General features: G+C 67.2%; 16 protein-coding genes. 5 read left to right on the top strand and 11 right to left on the bottom strand.

The window, feature by feature from the left end; translation table 11 throughout:
- Positions 1 to 158: 158 nt before the first annotated feature.
- On the top strand, positions 159 to 1,118 hold the full coding sequence (gene cysK, locus AC5QAH_RS13000; protein ID WP_010481445.1) for a cysteine synthase A: 960 nt from the start codon (positions 159 to 161) through the stop codon (positions 1,116 to 1,118).
- A gap of 237 nt (positions 1,119 to 1,355) precedes the next feature.
- Positions 1,356 to 1,955: an O-acetyl-ADP-ribose deacetylase gene (locus tag AC5QAH_RS13005; protein WP_010481443.1), complete on the top strand. Its 600-nt coding sequence runs from the start codon at positions 1,356 to 1,358 to the stop codon at positions 1,953 to 1,955.
- A gap of 92 nt (positions 1,956 to 2,047) precedes the next feature.
- Here the strand turns inward: AC5QAH_RS13005 and AC5QAH_RS13010 are convergent, their stop codons facing one another.
- From AC5QAH_RS13010 to gap, 8 genes are all read right to left on the bottom strand, one after another.
- Positions 2,048 to 3,196, bottom strand: a complete 1,149-nt coding sequence (locus AC5QAH_RS13010; protein ID WP_019338731.1) for a hypothetical protein — start codon at positions 3,194 to 3,196, stop codon at positions 2,048 to 2,050.
- A gap of 129 nt (positions 3,197 to 3,325) precedes the next feature.
- The gene (locus tag AC5QAH_RS13015) at positions 3,326 to 4,330 is read right to left on the bottom strand and encodes a class I fructose-bisphosphate aldolase (protein WP_010481439.1); all 1,005 of its coding nucleotides are present in this window, start codon (positions 4,328 to 4,330) and stop codon (positions 3,326 to 3,328) included.
- Between the two features lie 196 nt (positions 4,331 to 4,526).
- Positions 4,527 to 5,993 (bottom strand): pyruvate kinase, encoded by a 1,467-nt coding sequence (pyk, locus tag AC5QAH_RS13020; protein ID WP_495232388.1) that lies wholly within the window; start codon positions 5,991 to 5,993, stop codon positions 4,527 to 4,529.
- Between the two features lie 210 nt (positions 5,994 to 6,203).
- Positions 6,204 to 6,857, bottom strand: a complete 654-nt coding sequence (locus AC5QAH_RS13025; protein ID WP_010481434.1) for an HAD hydrolase-like protein — start codon at positions 6,855 to 6,857, stop codon at positions 6,204 to 6,206.
- Positions 6,854 to 8,029, bottom strand: a complete 1,176-nt coding sequence (locus AC5QAH_RS13030; RefSeq protein ID WP_495232389.1) for a phosphoglycerate kinase — start codon at positions 8,027 to 8,029, stop codon at positions 6,854 to 6,856. The genes AC5QAH_RS13025 and AC5QAH_RS13030 overlap by 4 nt, the downstream gene beginning before the upstream one ends.
- A 639-nt stretch (positions 8,030 to 8,668) precedes the next feature.
- Positions 8,669 to 10,045, bottom strand: coding sequence for a DUF3999 domain-containing protein (locus AC5QAH_RS13035; protein WP_010484085.1), 1,377 nt, complete (start codon positions 10,043 to 10,045; stop codon positions 8,669 to 8,671).
- The gene (locus AC5QAH_RS13040) at positions 10,042 to 12,717 is read right to left on the bottom strand and encodes a DUF2339 domain-containing protein (protein ID WP_099559953.1); all 2,676 of its coding nucleotides are present in this window, start codon (positions 12,715 to 12,717) and stop codon (positions 10,042 to 10,044) included. Before AC5QAH_RS13040 ends, AC5QAH_RS13035 begins: the two co-directional genes overlap by 4 nt.
- A 125-nt stretch (positions 12,718 to 12,842) precedes the next feature.
- Positions 12,843 to 13,847 (bottom strand): type I glyceraldehyde-3-phosphate dehydrogenase, encoded by a 1,005-nt coding sequence (gene gap, locus AC5QAH_RS13045; protein ID WP_010484083.1) that lies wholly within the window; start codon positions 13,845 to 13,847, stop codon positions 12,843 to 12,845.
- Positions 13,848 to 14,040: 193 nt separating this feature from the next.
- Here gap and AC5QAH_RS13050 point away from each other — a divergent pair, with 193 nt between their 5' ends.
- The 3 genes from AC5QAH_RS13050 to AC5QAH_RS13060 all read left to right on the top strand — a co-directional run bounded on the left by AC5QAH_RS13050 (position 14,041) and on the right by AC5QAH_RS13060 (position 16,537).
- Positions 14,041 to 14,670 carry an OmpW/AlkL family protein gene (locus AC5QAH_RS13050; RefSeq protein WP_019338734.1) on the top strand — a complete coding sequence of 210 codons (630 nt, stop codon included), beginning with the start codon at positions 14,041 to 14,043 and terminating at the stop codon, positions 14,668 to 14,670.
- Between the two features lie 236 nt (positions 14,671 to 14,906).
- A complete protein-coding gene (locus tag AC5QAH_RS13055; protein WP_495232390.1) occupies positions 14,907 to 15,725 on the top strand; it encodes a S1/P1 nuclease in 819 nt (272 codons plus the stop codon).
- An 11-nt stretch (positions 15,726 to 15,736) separates the two neighbouring features.
- Positions 15,737 to 16,537, top strand: a complete 801-nt coding sequence (locus tag AC5QAH_RS13060; protein ID WP_049481688.1) for an MBL fold metallo-hydrolase — start codon at positions 15,737 to 15,739, stop codon at positions 16,535 to 16,537.
- 57 nt (positions 16,538 to 16,594) lie between these two features.
- Here the strand turns inward: AC5QAH_RS13060 and AC5QAH_RS13065 are convergent, their stop codons facing one another.
- The 3 genes from AC5QAH_RS13065 to AC5QAH_RS13075 are packed head-to-tail and all read right to left on the bottom strand — an operon-like array spanning position 16,595 to position 18,766.
- A complete protein-coding gene (locus AC5QAH_RS13065) occupies positions 16,595 to 17,137 on the bottom strand; it encodes a hypothetical protein (protein WP_100447155.1) in 543 nt (180 codons plus the stop codon).
- A 29-nt stretch (positions 17,138 to 17,166) separates the two neighbouring features.
- Positions 17,167 to 18,408: a M56 family metallopeptidase gene (locus tag AC5QAH_RS13070; RefSeq protein ID WP_143993922.1), complete on the bottom strand. Its 1,242-nt coding sequence runs from the start codon at positions 18,406 to 18,408 to the stop codon at positions 17,167 to 17,169.
- Positions 18,401 to 18,766 carry a BlaI/MecI/CopY family transcriptional regulator gene (locus AC5QAH_RS13075; protein WP_010484077.1) on the bottom strand — a complete coding sequence of 122 codons (366 nt, stop codon included), beginning with the start codon at positions 18,764 to 18,766 and terminating at the stop codon, positions 18,401 to 18,403. The genes AC5QAH_RS13070 and AC5QAH_RS13075 overlap by 8 nt, the downstream gene beginning before the upstream one ends.
- Positions 18,767 to 18,801: the final 35 nt, after the last annotated feature.

The raw sequence follows: 18,801 nt of genomic DNA on the forward strand, positions 1-18,801 counted from the left end.
CACCAGCTTATAACCAAAGGTTGTTTAAGAAAGGTATCTGGTCATTTCCGGGCGTCATATGCCGGCGCTACGGTCAGCCGGCAGCCGCTGGCCTGAACAGCCAGCCCTCCCCCTTCGCCCGCCGAAGCCCGGCGCGGCCCCGTTTCCGGAGCGCTTCCATGGCCCTGTACGACTCCATCCTCGATACCGTCGGCAACACCCCCATCGTCAGGCTGCAGCGCCTGGCGCCCCCGCAGGTCAGCGTCTACGCCAAGGTCGAGTCGTTCAACCCGGGCGGCTCGGTAAAGGACCGCCTGGCGCTGGCGATCATCCTCGACGCCGAAGCGCGTGGCGTCCTCAAGCCGGGCGACACCATCGTCGAAGCCACGTCAGGCAACACCGGCGTGGCACTGGCGATGGTCGCCGCCGCGCGCGGCTACAAGTTCGTGGCGACCATGGTCGAAACCTTCTCGGTGGAGCGCCGCAAGCTGATGCGCGCCTATGGCGCCAAGGTGATCCTGACCCCGGCCGCCGAACGTGGCAGCGGCATGGTGCGCAAGGCCGCTGAATTGGCCGAACAGCACGGTTGGTTCCTGGCCAGCCAGTTCGCCAATCCGGCCAACCCGGCGTACCACCGCAACACCACCGCCGCCGAGATCCTGCGCGACTTCGCCGGCAAGCGGCTGGACTACTTCGTCAGCGGCTGGGGCACCGGCGGCACGCTTACCGGCGTCGGTGAAGTGCTGAAGGTCGCGCGCCCGCAGACCCGCATCATCGCCACCGAACCGGCCGGCGCCGCACTGTTGAAGGGCGATGACTGGAAGCCACACAAGATCCAGGGCTGGACGCCGGATTTCGTGCCGGACGTGCTCAACCGCGATGTGGTGGATGAACTGGTAACGGTGGACGATGACCGCGCGATCGCCACCGCACGCCGACTGGCTGCAGAAGAAGGCATCTTCGTCGGCATCTCCGCCGGCGCTACCGTGGCCAGCGCGCTGGACGTGGCGGCCCGTGCTGAACCGGGCGCGGTGATCCTGGCGATGCTGCCCGACACCGGTGAACGCTATTTCTCCACGCCGCTGTTCGCCGATGTGAATGAGGGTTCCGACGACGACTGGCTGGCCGGCCTGCCGTAATGCGATCCGCCGGGCATGGCCCGGCGCTACCGACGTCCGACTGCAGGTAGCGCCGGGCCGTGCCCGGCGTGCGCCCTGCTTCAGCCTGCGTGAAGGCGTCGCCCGCCATCGTGCGTGAAGGCCGTCGGATCGCAGCGCGTGAGACGGTCATGACGCAGTATCGATGCCCTGTCCCCTACCGTGGGAACAGCCGGCGCAGATGCTGCGCGGAACACCTCACAGGCAGGAGACGGACGCATGAAGATCGAAGTTTGGCAGGGCGACATCACGACCCTGGCGGTGGATGCGATCGTCAACGCGGCCAATGAAACACTGCTCGGTGGCGGCGGTGTCGACGGTGCGATCCATCGTGCCGCGGGCCCTGCGCTGCTGGCCGAGTGCGAGCAACTGCCGGAGCTGCGCCCGGGCGTGCGTTGCCCGACCGGCGAAGTGCGCGCCACCGACGCTTATGCATTGCCGGCGCAGCATGTACTGCACACGGTGGGCCCGGTCTGGCACGACGGCCAGCGCGACGAACCGGCATTGCTGGCCAACTGCTACTGGAAATCGCTGCAGCTGGCCGAGTCGCTGGGCGTGCAGTCGATCGCGTTCCCGGCGATCAGCTGCGGTGTGTATGGCTATCCGCTGTACCAGGCCGCGCAGATCGCAGTGACGGAAACACTGGCGTGGCAGCGCAGCCATGCACAGCCGATGCGCATCGTGCTGGTGGCGTTCAACACTGCCACGGCAAAGGCCTACCAGCAGGCATTGAGCGCTGCGGGACAAAGCACGGACAACGAACCGCGCGGGTCGGTGCTGCCGCCGCTGGGCGATGCAGGCTTCGCCGCTGCGCACTGAACCGCAGCGCTGCTGGTAAAAGAAAAGGCCGGGCATTGCCCGGCCTTTTCCGTTGCATCGTTGTCGTCATCCACGCGCGGCGTGGATCACGCTCAACGGCTGGCAGCTTCCACCGCAGCAGCGGCGTCATCGGCCACAGCAGCGGCAGCATCGGCCGCGGCACGTGCCGCCGAGGCCGCAGCACCGTCGGCGCTGGCACCCTCGACCTGCACGCGCACTTCCACCATGCCCGCACCGTTGTTCAGGCTGGACACGTCCACGGTGTAGTGACCGGCCGGCAGGGTCTCTTCCAGGCGCGAATTGGTACCGCTGCCACCGTCATCATCGGTCAGCTCGACGTCGCCGCCGACCACGCGAAGCACGGTATCGACCTGGCTGGAAACCGCATCCAGGCGCACGTCGGCCGGGCGATCCAGGGTCAGCAGGAAGCGGCGGCGGCCGTCGTTGTCGAGCATCGTGTACACGCTGCCCGACTTCGGCAGCGCTGTGCCATCGCGTTCCACCAGATTGCCGGGCAGTTCGATGCGGTTGGCCGACAGGGTGAACATGCCGCTGACGCCGTCGCCCAGACCGCGTGCAGTCAGGGTGTACTTGCCCGGCTTCAGTGACAGGGTCAGGCGCGAGTTGGTGCTGTCCCCGCCATCGTCATTTTCGGCGTCCACGCCCTGGCCCGACAGCTTCAGCACCGGATCGAAGACATCCGACACCAGGCGGATCTCGTACAGGCCGGCCTTGTCCACCTGCAGGGTGTAGTCCTGGGAACCACCGGCCAGCATGTCGACGATCTCGCCGCTGCCCGCCAGCGGCTTGCCGTCGTACGGCACCAGCTTCTCGGCGCGCAGGCGGTACGGACCGTAATCGGTCGAGCCGTTGGCGTTGACCGCTACCTGGTAGGTGCCGCCACCGTTGGCACGGAAGGCCAGCGAGACGTCGCCCTCGCGCTCGTAGCCGGTGTTGCTGCTGGCCACCAGGCTGCCGTTGTTGAACACGGCGATCGAGCCGCTCAGCGAGCCGGTCAGCTTCAGCCCAACCAGCTGCTTGTCTTCCAGCTTGATCTGGTAGAGCTGGTGATGGCTGCCGTCGTTGTAGTTGATGCCGCTGCGCGAGGTGATCTCGCCGGACACCGGCTTGTCGAAATCGAGCGACGCGGCCTTGCCTGCGTCACCACCGCCGCCGAGACGGTTGCAACCGCCGGCGACCAGGACCGTGGCGACGGCCAGTGTGATTGCTGCCAAACGCATGTTGTTTCTCCTTGGCCTTCCATGTGGTTCCCACGCACCGGCCGGGCGCGTGGGGGCGGAAACGATACCCGCAAAAGCAAACGCCGGCGTGATGCCGGCGTTGCCTTGTTCATCCAGCGATGGGACGGATCAACCGTTCCACTTGCCCAGCGCGGCCAGGCCGTTGTCCTTGGCGCGCTCGTACACGGTCTTCTGGGCAGCAGCGTAGTTGCCCTTCATGTCCTTGGCCCACAGCTTCAGCGCGGCCTGCTGCATGGCGCGGCCGTAGGAGAAGCTCAGCGGCCACGGCAGGTTGCCCAGCTGGTTCATCGCGTTCAGGTGCTCGGTGGACTGCTCGTCGCTCTGGCCACCGGACAGGAACACCACGCCCGGCAGGATGGCCGGCACGGTGCTCTTCAGGCACATCACGGTCGACTCGGCCACTTCCTCGACGTCGGCCTGCTCATCGCAGCCCTTGCCGGAGATGACCATCGAGGCCTTCAGGATGGTGCCTTCCAGCAGCACGTTCTGCTGGTACAGGGCGTCGAACAGCGAACGCAGGGTGGCTTCGGTGACTTCGTAGCAGGTCTCGATGTCGTGGTCGCCGTCCATGATCACTTCCGGCTCGACCATCGGCACCAGGCCACATTCCTGGCACAGGGCGGCATAGCGGGCCAGCGCGTGGGCGTTGGACTCGATGCAGGTGCCCGACGGAATGCTTTCGCCGATGTTGATCACCGCACGCCACTTGGCGAAGCGCGCACCCAGCTTGTAGTACTCCTGCAGGCGCTCGCGCAGGCCGTCCAGGCCTTCGGTCACCAGCTCGCCCGGGCAGCCGGCCAGCGGGTGCGCACCCTTGTCCACCTTGATGCCCGGAATCATGCCGTGGTCGGCCATGTACTTGGCGAACGGCACGCCGTCCTTGGTCGACTGACGGATGGTTTCGTCAAACAGGATGGCGCCGGAAATGTGCTCGTTGAGCTTCGGCGTGGTCAGCAGCAGTTCGCGGTAGGCACGACGGTTCTCCTCGGTGTTCTCGATACCGACGCCAGCGAAACGCTTGGCGATGGTAGCGGTGGATTCGTCGATCGCGATGATGCCCTTGCCCGGGGCAACCATGGCCTGGGCGGTTTCAGCCAGCTGTTCGATGCTCATGTACTTCCTGTGGCGGGTGCGGGAAAAACGTAAGTATAGCCCCGCCGCCCGTTGCGCCGACGTGCAGGCCAGTCTGGAAACGATTCCAATGTCCGCACCGGACAGGCGATGTCCTGTTGCGCCGGGTCAGAGCCCCTTTGCGGATCTGACCCTGGGTCGGATCCGCACGGCGGCTCCGACCCGGGGCCGACGGGGTTTACAGATCGCCCAGGCCGCTGGCGCGGCCGTCTTCACCCACTTCCAGCAGGCGCAGGGTGTTGGTCGCGCCCAGGGTTTCCATGTGCTCACCGCTGGTGAACACGACGCGGTCACCGGCCTGCAGCAGTTCGGCTTCCACCAGCAGGCGGATGCTGCCGCGCGCGGCTTCGCGCGGGGTCAGGCCACGGCTGTCGAAGTTGATCGGGAACACATCGCGCATCAGGGCCATCTGGCGGCGCGCGCCGTCGTGGCGGGTGACTGCGAACACCGGCGCCTTGGCGCGGAAGCGCGACAGGTAGCGGGCGGTGCCACCGGATTCGGTCATCGCCACGATCGCACGCACGCCCACGTGCTGCGACAGGAACATGGTGGCCATGGCAATCGCCTGGTCGGCACGTTCCAGATTACGCGGCGAGGCGTTGAAGTCGGTCTCGGTCTGGAACTGGCGCTCGGCACCCAGGCAGATACGCGCCATCGCTTCCACCGCCTTGACCGGGTACGCACCGGCAGCGGTTTCAGCCGACAGCATCACCGCGTCGGTACCGTCGATGACCGAGTTGGCCACGTCCAGCACTTCGGCACGGGTCGGGATCGGGCTTTCGACCATCGACTGCAGCATCTGCGTGGCGGTGATCACCACCTTGTTCTGCGCCAGCGAGGCCTTGATGATCTTCTTCTGCAGGCCCGGCAGCTCGGCATCGCCGATTTCCACGCCGAGGTCGCCACGGGCCACCATCACCACGTCGCTGGCCTCGACGATCTCTTCCAGGTTCTCGATCGCTTCGGTGCGCTCGATCTTCGACACCAGCGCAGCATCGCAGCCATGCGAGCGGGCGATGTCACGGGCGTCGTTCATGTCCTGCGCGTTGCGGCAGAACGACACGGCGATGAAGTCGACACCGATCCTGGCGACGATGCCGATCAGCTCCTTGTCGCGCTCGGTCAGTGCGCCCAGCGAGAGGCCACCGCCCTGCTTGTTCAGGCCCTTGCGATCAGACAGCGCGCCGTCATTGAGCACGGTGTTGATGATGCGCTCGCCCTGCACCTCGACCACCTGCAGCTGCATCAGGCCATCATCGAGCAGCAGGACATCGCCCGGGCCGACGTCCTGCGGCAGGCCGAGGTAGCTGACGCCCACCTGGGTCGCATCGCCGGGGCTGGCATTGGCGCTGGCGATCAGGTCGAAGCGGTCACCCGCCTTGAGCTGCACCTTGCCTTCGGCGAAGCGCTCGATGCGGATCTTCGGGCCCGGCAGATCGGCCAGGATGCCCACTTCCACGCCCACGCGGGCCGCAGCGGCACGCACTTCGGCGGCACGCTTGGCCTGGCCGGAGGGATCGCCGTGGCTGAAGTTGAGGCGCACCACGTTGACGCCGGCGCGGAACAGATCCTCCAGCACGCCCGGCGGATCAGTGGCCGGACCGAGGGTGGCAAGGATCTTGGTGCGACGCTGACGCTCGAACATGGTGAATGGGCCTCTCCCGATAAAGAACGGAAATTAGCACATCCTTCACGCCGCATGTATACGGTTACAGCCTTGTGCTGCCTGACTTCGCGGGTCATGGAGCGGACATCGGCCGGACATACGCTGGCGCAGGCAGTTCTGTAGAGCCGAGCCCATGCTCGGCTGGGCATAGGCCGAAGCAGCCGAGCATGGGCTCGGCTCTACAGGAGCCTAGGCCAACAGCGTCGTCAGCTGCGCCGGCTCACGGGCCAGCTGGCCGGCACCGGCTTCGGTGAGTTCGACCTCACCGCCGAAACCCCACAGCACACCGACACTGCGCAGACCGTGGTGGCGTGCGCCTTCGATGTCCATGCGGCGGTCGCCGATCATCCAGCACTGCGCGGGCTGCACCTGCAGCCGACGCAGCGCCTCGCCCACCAGCTCCGGCTTGTGGCTGCGCGAGCCGTCCAGGGTCGAACCGACGATCTCCTCGAACAGCCCGCCGAACGGCAGGTGGGCGAGGATGCGGCGCGCATGCGGCTCGTTCTTGGCCGTGACCACCGCCAGGCGGTGGCCACGACCGTGCAGCGTGCGCAGGGTGTCTTCCACCTGCGGGTACACCGTATGCTCGCGCCAGCCCTCGGCGTCGAAGCGCTCACGGTAGTAGCCCACCGCCTGTTCCACCCGCGCCGGTTCAACGAACAGCGGCGCGAAGGTGGTCCGCAGCGACGGACCGATCCAGCCCAGCAGCGTCTCCTGCGGCGGCACCGGATGGTCCATCTTCTGCAGCGCGTAAGCGATGCAGGCGGTGATGCCCACCTGCGAATCGATCAGCGTGCCATCGAGGTCGAAGAACAGCACATCCTTGCCGCGCTCGGCACTCATGCGCCGCGCGCGTCGAGTGCGGCCACCGCCGGCAGGGTCTTGCCTTCCAGGAACTCCAGGAACGCACCGCCGCCGGTGGAGATGTAGCTGACCTGCTGGGCGATATCGAACTTGTCGACCGCGGCCAGGGTGTCGCCGCCACCGGCGATGGAGAATGCCGGCGAGCTGGCGATGGCGCGGGCCAGCGCTTCGGTGCCCTTGCTGAAGGCTTCGAACTCGAACACGCCGACCGGGCCGTTCCAGACCACGGTGCCGGCCTTTTCGATCAGCTGCGCGTACTGCGCAGCGGTCTGCGGGCCGATGTCCAGGATCAGATCGTCTTCGGCAACCGCGTCGACCGCCTTCACTTCGGCAACCGCGTCCGGCATGAACTGCTTGGCGGTGACCACGTCCACCGGCAGCGGAATGTCGGCGCCACGCGCCTTGGCATCGGCCACGATCTTCTTGGCGGTATCCAGCAGGTCCGGCTCGTACAGCGACTTGCCGACGTTGTAGCCGGCGGCAGCAATGAAGGTATTGGCGATGCCACCACCGACGATCAGCTGATCGACCTTGCCGACCAGGTTGGCCAGCAGTTCCAGCTTGGTGCTGACCTTGCTGCCGGCGACGATGGCCAGCAGCGGCTTGGCCGGTGCATCCAGCGCCTGCGCCAGCGCGTCCAGTTCGGCCATCAGCAGCGGGCCACCGGCCGCCACCGGGGCGAAGCGGATGACACCGTGGGTGGAGGCCTGCGCACGGTGCGCGGTGCCGAAGGCATCCATCACGAACACATCGCACAGCGCCGCGTACTTCTTCGACAGGGTTTCATCGTCCTTGCCCTCGCCGACGTTCATGCGGCAGTTTTCCAGCAGCACCAGCTGGCCCGGCTGCACGTCGACGCCGTCGACCCAGTCACGCACCAGCGGAACCTCGCGGCCGAGCAGCTCGGACAGGCGCTGGGCGACCGGCGCCAGCGACTCGGCTTCGCTCCACACGCCTTCCTTCGGGCGCCCCAGGTGCGAGGTGACCATCACCGCCGCACCCTGCTCCAGCGCGCGCTTGAGCGTCGGCAGCGAAGCGGTGATGCGCTGTTCGGAGGTGATGCGGCCATTCTCGATCGGCACGTTCAGATCCTGGCGGATCAGCACGCGCTTGCCGGAGAGGTCGAGGTCGGTCATGCGGACGATGGACATGGGCAACTCTTTGGCTCAGGGACGGGATGCCGGGGTACGGCAGACGGCCATTGTATCGGGTGCGGGTGGTGGGAGGGTCGATGCCTGCGGCAGGCAGAGGCGCACGGCAACGGCAACAGCAACAGCCAAAGCGCTGGCGCTTCGTGGTGTTGTGGGTGGGCCGGGGTGGTGTGGGCTCGCGGGGGACGCCGTGAATCCATCCCTGGAGGCTCGGGCGCGCCATCCATGGCGCTTACGCCCCCGCGAGCCCACACCACCCCGGCCTCGACAGGTTCATGAGGCGGAGCGGACGGCAAAGGCAAGAGCGGTTTCTGACGTCGGAGAAAAATGTAGAGCCGAGCCCGTGCTCGGCTGGGTCTATCGCGAACAGCAGCCGAGCGTGGGCTCGGCTCTACAAAGAGCGCCCTGCCAAGCAGCTTTTGCTCTTCTTTTTTTCTTTCCGTGGGTGGACGCACACGGAAATTGTCAGAGGCCGGGCGGGGTGGGTTCGCGGGAGTGTCCGCGGCATGGATGCCGCGGCCAAGCCCCCAGGGACGGGTTCACGGCGTCTCCCGCGAACCCACCCCGCCCGGCCAAGCACGGCTTTTGCTTTACGCGACCAACCGCCCACCCACGAGGGGCTACGCCGTTCGCCGGAACCTACGCCGAAGGCGCCGGCTTCTGCCGAAGCAGACTGACCGCCAGGCCGCCCACTACCAGCACACCCAGACCCAGCAACGCCCACAGCAACCACGACTTCCAATCATGCTGCGGCTTCAGCGCCGCGTCGCCGGCCAGCGGCTCAGGGCTGCCTTCCAGTCGTGCCAGCGTCGGCTGCCACGACGGGTCGTTGCGCAAGCGCAGTTCCTCGATCAGCACGCCAATCGGCGCCTCCGTGCGGCGCGCGGTCGAGCTGCCCACCGCCAACGCGTAGGGCGCCGCGCCCTGGCTCAGGAATACCAGTACTTCGGGCTGGTAACCCAGGCGCAGAGTCGGTGCGGTGGCCGTTTCGGCGGGGTTCGCCACCAGCTTCCAATAGCGATCCCGATGCACCCCGCCCAGCGGCTGCGCGGCCGATTGCTGCCGTTGGCCCTGCGCACCCTGCTGCAGCTGATAGGCAATCCACGGTGCACTGCGGCGCTGCCATTCCGCGCTCTGGTCATCGCGGCTGAACAATGTCCACTGCACCAGGCTGTTGTCGGTGCTGGCCACGTCGGCACGTGCCGCCGGGAAGCGGCCATCCATCTCGAAGGTGTATTCGCCCTTGCCCTTCGAGGTCGGTTCCAGCGACAACCATTCCCACGGCAGCGTCGCCGGTGCCGGCGGCAGCTCGGCCAGTACGCTGCGCAGCGTCGGCAGACGCGCATCGCCTTGCGCCAGCACGCGCAGATAGCGCGCTTCACCATCCACCTGCAGGCGGCGCTGCAGCAGGCGCTTGCCGGCGCGCTGCAGATCCACCAGCGGAATGTCGCGGCCAATCGCACGCCAGTGCTGCAGGTCGTCGCTGACGTCCAGCTGCACCTGAGCCTGCAACGGCTGGCCACTGTCAGCCCAATCCAGCACGAGCGCCGCCAGCGGCTGCTGGCCCAGCACACTGGCGTCGATCAGCCAGCCACCCTGCCCGCTCGCCGCCGCACCACCACTCACGCGGGCTTCCACGCGACGCACACGGCCATCGGTATCGCGCTCGGTCAGCAACTGCAGGTCGTTGCGCTGGGCTTCGGCCAGTGGCGGCAACGCGAACCACGGCAGCTCACGCTGCACCGGCGGCTGTGCCAGCGGCTGATCCGGCGCCAGCAATGCCGACGGCAGCGATTGGCCGGCGGCATTGAACACCTGCACATCGCCCAGGTCCGCACTGCCGGCGCGACGGTAGATCGCCGGTTCCAGCACAACACGGTAGGCACCCGATTGTGCGCTGGACAACGTCAGCGGCCACTGTTCGGCGTACTGGGTACGGTAATCGGCGGCCTGTGCGGTGACGGCGGCCAGCATGCCGAACATCGCCGGCAGCAGCGCCCTGCTCCACGTCTTCATTGTTTTTCCTCCACGGTCGGCGCCGCGCTCGGCGGTGCCGGTGCCAGATAACCCACGACCGTGCACAGCAGGCCGTAGGCGATGAACGATGCAATGCCCAGCAGGTTGCCCAGGTGCTGGCGATCAACAATGACCAGTTTGGCCAGTACCACACCCATCAGCACGGCACCGACCATCCACAACACGCGCTGGCCGCGGCGCGAACCCCATACCCAGGCGATCACGCCGAGCACGCTCCACAGCACGGTCAGGCTGGTCTGCGCCAGGCTGGAACGCATCATCGACGAACTCCACGACAGGCCGCCCCACTGATGCACGCCGTGCAGCACCAGGCTGGTCAGCGCGACGAAGGTGGCCAATGCCAACAGCGGCAGCCGGATCTTCACCAGTGCCTGCGGCGCCTGCCCGCTGTACAGCCAGCGCGCCAGCAGCGCCAGGCTCAACCACTGCCCCAGCTCGGCCGGGTTCAACACCGGCAGCCACAGCAGCGGCGCTGCGTCACCCGGCAGCAACTGGCCGAACAGCCAGCCTGCGGACAGCAGGCCGAACAGCACGCACTGCAACGGCAGGCGCACGCTGTCGAAGGCAGCCCCCAACGGCCAGCGCAGTGCATTCCAGCGCCACAACGACAGCGCCGCCATCAGCAGCCACGGCAGCGTGAACAACAGCAGCGTCCAGCCCTGTGCCAGCCCGGCCTCGCCGCCGCCCCACAGGGCCAGCAACGAAAGCAGCGACGGCCACAGCAGCCACCACAGGAACTGCGCGATGCGTGCCACGGTGTTGCCGCCCTGGCGCAGGCACAGCAACGTACGTACGCCCAGCGCCGCGAACACCGCCCAGGCCAGTGCGCCATAGCCGGCGAACGGCTGCTGGTGCGCATCGCTCTGCATCAGCGCCAGCGGGAAGCCCAGGGCCAGCATCGCCAGGGCGGTTACGCCCAGCGCGCGTGCCGGCTGGCGGCGCTGCATTTCAGCCGCCAGCCAGGCCGTGGCCGCGACCAGCACCAGCAACGCATCGGCCTGCGTGCGCTGCGGGAAGAAGCGGAAGATCTCGTGCACCAGGCCGCCCAGCCACCACAGCAGGCCCCACAGGTAGTAGACCAGTGCGATCTCATGGCGCTCCCTGCGCTGGTAACTCCATGCCGACGCGAAACCGGCAATGGCCAGCAGCAGTGCACCGATGGCGGTCGGGTTGAGCAGGAAGCGTGCGTCTTCGAGCCAGTGGTCGGCGCCGGCCACAAAGGCGAACGCAGCACCGATCTGCAGCAACGCGCCGGACACCTGTGGCAGCCAGCGTTTCTGGCGCAGGCCCAGCCAGGCCAGGCCCGCACCTTCCAGCGCGAACACCGCGCCGGTGGCACGCGCAGACAATGCCAGCGGCACCGCCAGCGTGGCGAAGCCCACCGCCAGCACCGCATGCGACTGCGCCAGCACGGTGTAAGACGCGCGCGCGATCAGTGCCCGCGCCAGTACGGCGTAGATCGCCGCCAGGCCCAGCGCGCACAGCGCCAGCGTCATCGGCTGCTCGTGCAGCATGCCCGCCTGCATCGAGAAGGCGACCAAGGGCGTGCCGAACACCAGGCTGCCGTCGACCAGGTCACGTCGCCCGGCGGGCTGCCGGCGCGCGTACAGCAGCGGGATCAACAGGTAGAAGGCGAAGAACAGCAGCAGGAACGGCTCGGTGCTGCTGAACTTGTCCGGCGCGTACTGCAACACGCCCCAGAACGTACCGATGCCGAAGGTAAAAGCGAAGCCAAGCAGGTTCAGCGCACGCCACGGACGGAACCAGGCGATGGCGAAGATGCCAGCGTTGAGCACCGCGTAGTAGCTGAACAGCCCCACGTGGTTGCCACTGCCGGTGGACAGCCACAGCGGTGCCATGAAGCCGGCGAGGATGCCCAGCACCGCCAACGTGCGCGAGTTCTGCACCACCGCCAGCACGCACAGGCCGGCCACCAGCGCGATCGAACTGGCGAAGGCAAACCCGGGGTTGAGCAGCTCGAACCGTTTGAATGCGGCGAAGATGGTCAGCAGCAACACGCCAATGGCACCGCCCTGCAGCGCCAGTGCGAACAGGCGCCGGCGCTCGCGCTGGTGCCAGCCGAACGCCAACAGGCCCAGCGCCCCCACGGTGACACCGGCCAGGCGCAGCTCGATCGGCAGCACCAGCCAGCCCTGGTCGCTGACGTACTTCAACAGCGCGGCAACACCGGCCAGCAGCACCAGCATGCCGATCTTGACCGGCACGTTGCCCTCGGTGAACCAGCGCTTGACCGCTCCGATGCCGCGCTCGATGAAGTTGGGCAGCGCCGGCTCGGAAGGCAACGGCGGCTGCAACGGCGCGTGTGGCACTGGCGGTGGTGCGACCGGGCGCGGCACCTCCGTTGCTGCAGGCACCACTTCGCGCACCGGCGGCGGCGTTGGCTGGGACGGAGGCGTTGCGGCAGCCGCCACCGGCCGCAGGAACGGCGGATCGGCGCCGGCCGCAGGCATGGGCGCAGCCCGTTCTGGCGCAGGCTCGGCTGCAACCGGCCGGACGGCCGGCGCGGCGGCCAGGGCACCTTCCAGCGCGGCCACACGGCGGCGCAGGCCGGCAATCATCACCAGCGCCACCACCAGCAGCAGCGGGATGGCCAGCAGGACCAGTACCACCAGGGCGATCAATGCTTCCATTGCATGCTTCCATTGCAATCCCGCGCCCCAGCGGCAGCGGTCGACCGGCCCATGCTACGACAGGGCTGGCCCCATAAACGACGAACCCCGGCCAGGCCGGGGTCCGCGTGCGATCTTCGCCGGCCTTACTTGGCAGCGACGACCTTGGCCATTTCCAGGCACTTGTTCGAGTAGCCCCACTCGTTGTCGTACCAGGTGACCAGCTTGACGAAGGTGCCGTCCAGGGCGATGCCGGCCTCGGCGTCGAACACCGAGGTGCAGGTCTCGCCGCGGAAATCGGTGGCCACCACCTTGTCTTCGGTGTAGCCGAGGATGCCCTTCAGCGGGCCTTCGCTCTGTGCCTTCACTTCAGCGCAGATCTCGGCGTAGGTGGCTTCCTTTTCCAGCTCGACGGTCAGGTCGACCACCGACACGTCCGAGGTCGGGACGCGGAAGCTCATGCCGGTCAGCTTCTTGTTCAGTTCCGGGATGACCACGCCGACGGCCTTGGCCGCACCGGTGGACGACGGAATGATGTTTTCCAGGATGCCACGGCCACCGCGCCAGTCCTTGTTGGACGGGCCATCGACGGTCTTCTGGGTGGCAGTAGCCGCATGCACGGTGGTCATCAGGCCACGCTTGATGCCCCACTTGTCATTGATGACCTTGGCCAGCGGGGCCAGGCAGTTGGTGGTGCACGAAGCATTGGAGACGATCGCCTGGCCGGCGTAGGTCTTGTCGTTCACGCCGTAGACGAACATCGGCGTATCGTCCTTCGACGGGGCCGACATGATGACCTTCCTGGCGCCGGCATCGATGTGCTTCTGCGCGGTTTCCTTGGTCAGGAACAGGCCGGTGGACTCGATCACCACGTCCACGTCCACTTCGTTCCACTTCAGGTTGGCCGGGTCGCGTTCCTGGGTCAGGCGGATCTTCTTGCCGTTGACCAGCAGGTCGTTGCCCTGCACCGCCACGTCGGCCTTGAAACGACCGTGCACGGAGTCGTACTTGAGCATGTACGCCAGATAGTCCGGCTCCAGCAGATCGTTGATGGCCACGATTTCGATGTCGTCGCCGAAGTTCAGCACCGCCGAGCGCAGGACGTTACGCCCGATGCGACCGAAACCGTTGATACCAACCTTGATTGCCATGTTCTCAAGCTCCTGCGGCCGCGACGGGTGCGGCGGGATGGATAGGGCCCACAAGTCTAGCAAACCGGGGCTGGCCACCGCGGGCCAGCCCCGGCGGGCAGCGGGCCGGCAGACAGGATTTGATCCGGATCAAAGCGTTAGCGCGATGTGAGGCCGAGACTGGCCACATCCACCCAGCAACGAGATCACCCCCATGCGCAAGACCTCCCCCCTGATCGTGGCCAGCCTGGCCGCCGCCCTGTCGCTCGCCGCCGCCCCGGCCATGGCCCAGTCCAAGGGCGACTGGACCCTTTCCGCCGGCGTGCACCAGGTGGCCCCGAAGTCGAACAATGGCTGGCTGGCCAACCACACCCTGAAGGTCGACGTCGACAACGACGTCAAGCCGACCATCACCGGTGAGTACTTCATCGCCGACAACCTCGGCATCGAAGTACTGGCCGCGCTGCCGTTCAAGCACGACATCAACATCAATGGCCTGGGCCGCGTGGGCAGCACCAAGCAGCTGCCGCCGGTGGTGACCGTGCAGTACCACTTCAACAGCAAGGGGAAGGTGTCGCCGTTCATCGGTGCGGGCGTGAACTACACCACCTTCTTCAGCGAAGACACCACCGGTGCGCTGAAGGACAGCCGCCTGAAGCTGCAGGATTCGTGGGGCCTGGCCGCGCATGCGGGCGTGGACTTCGCGATCGGCGAGAAGGGCGCGCTGCGCGTGGACATGCGCTGGATCGACATCGACAGCAAGGTGAAGTTGAACGGCGAGAAGATCGGCACGGTCAACATCGATCCGCTGGTCTACGGCGCTTCGTACGTTTTCAAGTTCTAAAGCGATGTCTTGAGCGCGGGGGCTTCGCCCCCGCTCCCCCGCTACACGCAAAACCCTCGCAGCATGTTGCCCCGGTGATTGCCGGGGCTTTTTTGTGCCTGGGACTGAAGCGGTTCCGGAGCTGGGGCAAGGCGGGGAGCGGAGCCGGGACACGCCGTAAACCCATCCCTCTGCGCTCCCACTTCGGAACAGGAACGCGCCGCTCTTCAATCCACCTACCCCGCTAGAATGTGCGCATGAAAGCCCTGCACTCCCTGTTCCTCGCCGCCGCCCTGGCGCCGGCCTTGCTGTCCGTCTCCGCCCCCGCACATGCCTGGGGCGCGCAAGGCCACCGCCTTGTCGCCGAAGTCGCCGACGCCCGCCTCAGCCCCACCGCCCGCGCCGAAGTGGACCGCCTGCTGGCCACCGAACCGGACGCCACGCTGGCCAGCATCGCGCCGTGGGCCGACCAGCTGCGCGCCAAGGACCCGGGCCTGGGCCGCCGCTCGGCCGGCTGGCACTACGTCAACATCGCCGAAGACAACTGCCATTACGAAGCACCGAAGCACTGCAAAAACGGCAACTGCATCGTCGAGGCCCTGAAGGCACAGAGCGCCATCCTCGGCGATCGCAGCCTGACCGACGGCGAGCGCCTGCAGGCGCTGAAGTTCGTGGTGCACCTGGTCGGCGATATCCACCAACCGATGCACGCCGGTTACGCCCACGACAAGGGCGGCAACGATTTCCAGCTGCAGTTCGGCAACCGCGGTACCAACCTGCACTCGCTGTGGGACAGCGGCATGCTCAATACCCGCAAGCTGGACGATGCGGGCTATCTGCCGCTGCTGCAGAGCCAGCGCGCGCCGAAGCTGGCGCGCCAGTCCAACCCGCAGCGCGACCCGCAGACGTGGGCCGAGGCCAGCTGCCGCATCTCCATGCAAGCTGGCGTTTATCCGGCCACGCGTAAAATCGGTGACGAATACACCGAACGCTACCGGCCGCTGGCCGAAGCGCAGCTGCGACTGGCCGGTGAGAACCTGGCGCAGTTGCTGAACCGCGTGCTCGGCACGCGCTGAGGAGAGTTCCGATGTCGGTCCAGGTGCAGTCGTTCTTCCACCGTGACAGCAACACCTTCAGCTACCTGGTCAGCGACGTGGCCAGCGGCGAGGCGGCGCTGATCGACCCGGTCCTGGACTACGACCCGGATACCGACGCCAGCAGTGAAGCGCCGTTGCATGCCGCGTTGCAGGCCATCGAACAACAGGGCCTGCAGCTGCGCTGGCTGCTGGAAACCCATGCCCACGCCGACCATGTGTCGGCCGGGCGCCGGCTCAAGCAACGGTTCCCGCAGGCCACGCTGGCCATCGGTGAAGGCATCCGCGCGGTGCAGGCCACGTTCGCACCGCGCTATGGCCTGCAGCTTCCCGCAGCCGATGAGATCTTCGACCACCTGTTCAGCGATGGCGAGACCTTCGCTTTGGGTGACCTGCGCTGCCAGGTGATCGCCGTGCCCGGCCACACCAGCGACAGCATCGCCTATCTGATCGACAATGCGCTGTTTACCGGCGACTCGCTGTTCATGCCCGACGGCGGCACTGCCCGCTGCGATTTCCCGGGCGGCGATGCCGCGCAGTTGTACCGCTCGATCCAGCGCCTGCTGGCCCTGCCCGATGCGACGCGCGTGTTTGTCTGCCACGACTACGGCCCCGGTGGCCGCGGGTTCGCCAACGAAACCACCATCGGCCAACAGCGCGCGCACAACATCCACGTGCACGACGGCGTAGCCGAGGCAGAGTTCGTCAGCGTGCGCCAGGCCCGCGATGCGACGCTGGAAGAACCGAAGCTGATGCAGCCCGCAGTGAAGGCCAACATCCAGGGCGGGGCCTGATCCACTCCGCTGCGCCCGCCGGGCATGGCCCGGCGCTACCCCGGTCATCGCGAGCGATCATTTTCCCTGCGTGCGCACCACGTGCTGGCCCTTCACGATCTCGAAGGTAAAGGCATATTGCAGGGTGACGGCCACCGGTTCGACACGCTCGGCGCCCCGGCAGTCACCGCGATTGGCAGGCACCTTGCCGGCCGCGAAGTGGCAGACCGCTGCGGACGAGTACTTCCACATCGCCACGGCTTCCTGCGCTGCCTGCAGCAGGGGCGCATTCTCGCCCGCAGCACCTGCCGCGCACTCCGGGCGATCGGTCAATGGCAGGCTGCGCTCGACGTCGCCGTTGGCATCAACCACCACCTGCAGGCAGATGGTGGTCGGCGCCAGTTCCGCGCGCGGGTCGCGATCACCGACCTCCGGGTCCGGTGCCGCGTACAGTTGCGGCATCCGGTAGCCCTCGGTCGCACCCAGCGAATACACCTGCAGCTGCCCACTGCCGCCGCCCGTCTGCGGCTGCAGGCGCTGGTGACCGACATTCTCGCTGCGGGTATCGACGGTGGTCAGGCGATCCTGGGTTGCACACCCCACCAGCAGCGCCGCCATCATCAACAGCGGCGCGAACAGCGGCGCGGACTTCACTTCGCGTCCTCGGTGTCATCCATGGCGTAGGTGATCGGAATGCGTACGGCACCGGCCACCGGCTTGCCGTTCTTCACCGCGGGACGATAGGTCCAGCTGCGCGCGGCGGCGACGGAGACGGCGTCGAACACCCCCGGATTGGTCGCACTGAGTACCCGCACATCGGTCGGATGGCCCTGTGCGTCCACTTCGATGCGCAGATTGACCACGCCTACCTGGCGTTGCTCGAAGGCGGACTTCGGATAGGACGGCGGCGGCATCTTGTCCACCTGGATCGGCCGGTCCAACCCCGCCTTGGCCGCATCGTCCTGCGCATGTTCGAACGGCTCGACACCGATCCGGGTGCCACCGGCCGCACCGCTTTGGCTGGCCCATGCCACCGCCCCCATGCCCACACACAACCCGACCACCAGCACCTGCCCGGACACCCACGGCAATGCCTTCCGCTTGGACTGCTTCAACATGGCGATACGCTCCTTCAACACGGGTTGGCTGCGCCAATGGCAGACCGCGGGCGCAACCGGGTGGACCAGCTGCGCCTTCAGCAGCGTGCTGGCATAGAGGCCGCGCAGCGCAGGCTGCGGACCGATGGTGCGGGCATCGCAGGCCAATTCCTGATCGCGCAGGAAGCGGCGTGCCGCCCATGGCAGCAGCGGGTGGAACCAGAACACCGCGCGCGCCAGCAGCAGAGCGCCGTTGGCCCAGTGATCGCCATGGCGGCGATGGCTGCGCTCGTGCTGCAGGATCAGCCCCTGTTCCTGTGCGCTGAACTGCTGGTCGAATGCCGGACCGACCACGATGCGCGGCCGCCACAGGCCAACCAGGGCCGGCAGGCCGGGGTCGCCGCTGGCCTGCCAGCTGCCATCGGCGCGCGGCTTCAGTGGGCCCATCCGCCGTTCGAAACGACGCTGTGCGCGCAGGTCGCGCAGCAGGCACAGGCCCGTGCCCAATGCCCACAGCACCAGCAACAGCCCGGCCCATGGCAACGACGGCCCGTTCAGGGCATCGATGGCACCGGGCATCACTTTCAGCGGCAGCGTGGGCACCTGCTGCAACAACGCAACCTGCGGCAATGGCAGCATCAGTGCCACCAGCAGCATCGGCAGCAGCCACCAGCTGCGGTAGGCCAGCCCCGCGCCGCCCATCCGCACCAGCAGCGGTCGCATTACTGCCAGCAGGACCGCGCCCACCGCCAGCCACAGGCTGGCCTGCCACAATCCGTCGAGCAGCTCAGTCATGGTCCAGCTCCTGGATCAGCTTCTTCAGTTCGGCGATGTCCTGCGCGCTCAACTGGCCGCGCTCGCTGAAGTGCGCGACCAGCGGCGCCACGCGCCCCTCGAAAACACGCCCGATGAAGTCCTGGCTCTGCGCCTCCACCCATGCCTGGCGCTGCAGCAGCGGCCGGTACAGGTAGCGCCGGCCATCGCGCTCGGCAGCGATCGCGCCCTTGGTCAGCAGGCGGTTGAGCAGGGTCTTGATGGTCGGCTCGGCCCAGTCGCGGTGGGCCAGCGCGGCCACCACGTCATCGGCGCTACGCGGTGCCTGCTGCCACAGCACCTCCATCACAACGGCTTCGGCTTCGCTGATCGGGGTCATGGTTTACATCCGTAATCGACACCCCGATTACGCGC

The organism is Stenotrophomonas sp. YJH_SMC_43, assembly GCF_059372535.1.

Excerpts from the sequence above, each read along its gene's own strand:
- cysK (WP_010481445.1), top strand. The coding sequence starts at position 159 with ATGGCCCTGTACGACTCCATCCTCGATACCGTCGGCAACACCCCCATC.
- AC5QAH_RS13005 (WP_010481443.1), top strand. The coding sequence starts at position 1,356 with ATGAAGATCGAAGTTTGGCAGGGCGACATCACGACCCTGGCGGTGGAT.
- AC5QAH_RS13010 (WP_019338731.1), bottom strand. The coding sequence starts at position 3,196 with ATGCGTTTGGCAGCAATCACACTGGCCGTCGCCACGGTCCTGGTCGCC.
- AC5QAH_RS13015 (WP_010481439.1), bottom strand. The coding sequence starts at position 4,330 with ATGAGCATCGAACAGCTGGCTGAAACCGCCCAGGCCATGGTTGCCCCG.
- pyk (WP_495232388.1), bottom strand. The coding sequence starts at position 5,993 with ATGTTCGAGCGTCAGCGTCGCACCAAGATCCTTGCCACCCTCGGTCCG.
- AC5QAH_RS13025 (WP_010481434.1), bottom strand. The coding sequence starts at position 6,857 with ATGAGTGCCGAGCGCGGCAAGGATGTGCTGTTCTTCGACCTCGATGGC.
- AC5QAH_RS13030 (WP_495232389.1), bottom strand. The coding sequence starts at position 8,029 with ATGTCCATCGTCCGCATGACCGACCTCGACCTCTCCGGCAAGCGCGTG.
- AC5QAH_RS13035 (WP_010484085.1), bottom strand. The coding sequence starts at position 10,045 with ATGAAGACGTGGAGCAGGGCGCTGCTGCCGGCGATGTTCGGCATGCTG.
- AC5QAH_RS13040 (WP_099559953.1), bottom strand. The coding sequence starts at position 12,717 with ATGGAAGCATTGATCGCCCTGGTGGTACTGGTCCTGCTGGCCATCCCG.
- gap (WP_010484083.1), bottom strand. The coding sequence starts at position 13,847 with ATGGCAATCAAGGTTGGTATCAACGGTTTCGGTCGCATCGGGCGTAAC.
- AC5QAH_RS13050 (WP_019338734.1), top strand. The coding sequence starts at position 14,041 with ATGCGCAAGACCTCCCCCCTGATCGTGGCCAGCCTGGCCGCCGCCCTG.
- AC5QAH_RS13055 (WP_495232390.1), top strand. The coding sequence starts at position 14,907 with ATGAAAGCCCTGCACTCCCTGTTCCTCGCCGCCGCCCTGGCGCCGGCC.
- AC5QAH_RS13060 (WP_049481688.1), top strand. The coding sequence starts at position 15,737 with ATGTCGGTCCAGGTGCAGTCGTTCTTCCACCGTGACAGCAACACCTTC.
- AC5QAH_RS13065 (WP_100447155.1), bottom strand. The coding sequence starts at position 17,137 with ATGATGGCGGCGCTGCTGGTGGGGTGTGCAACCCAGGATCGCCTGACC.
- AC5QAH_RS13070 (WP_143993922.1), bottom strand. The coding sequence starts at position 18,408 with ATGACTGAGCTGCTCGACGGATTGTGGCAGGCCAGCCTGTGGCTGGCG.
- AC5QAH_RS13075 (WP_010484077.1), bottom strand. The coding sequence starts at position 18,766 with ATGACCCCGATCAGCGAAGCCGAAGCCGTTGTGATGGAGGTGCTGTGG.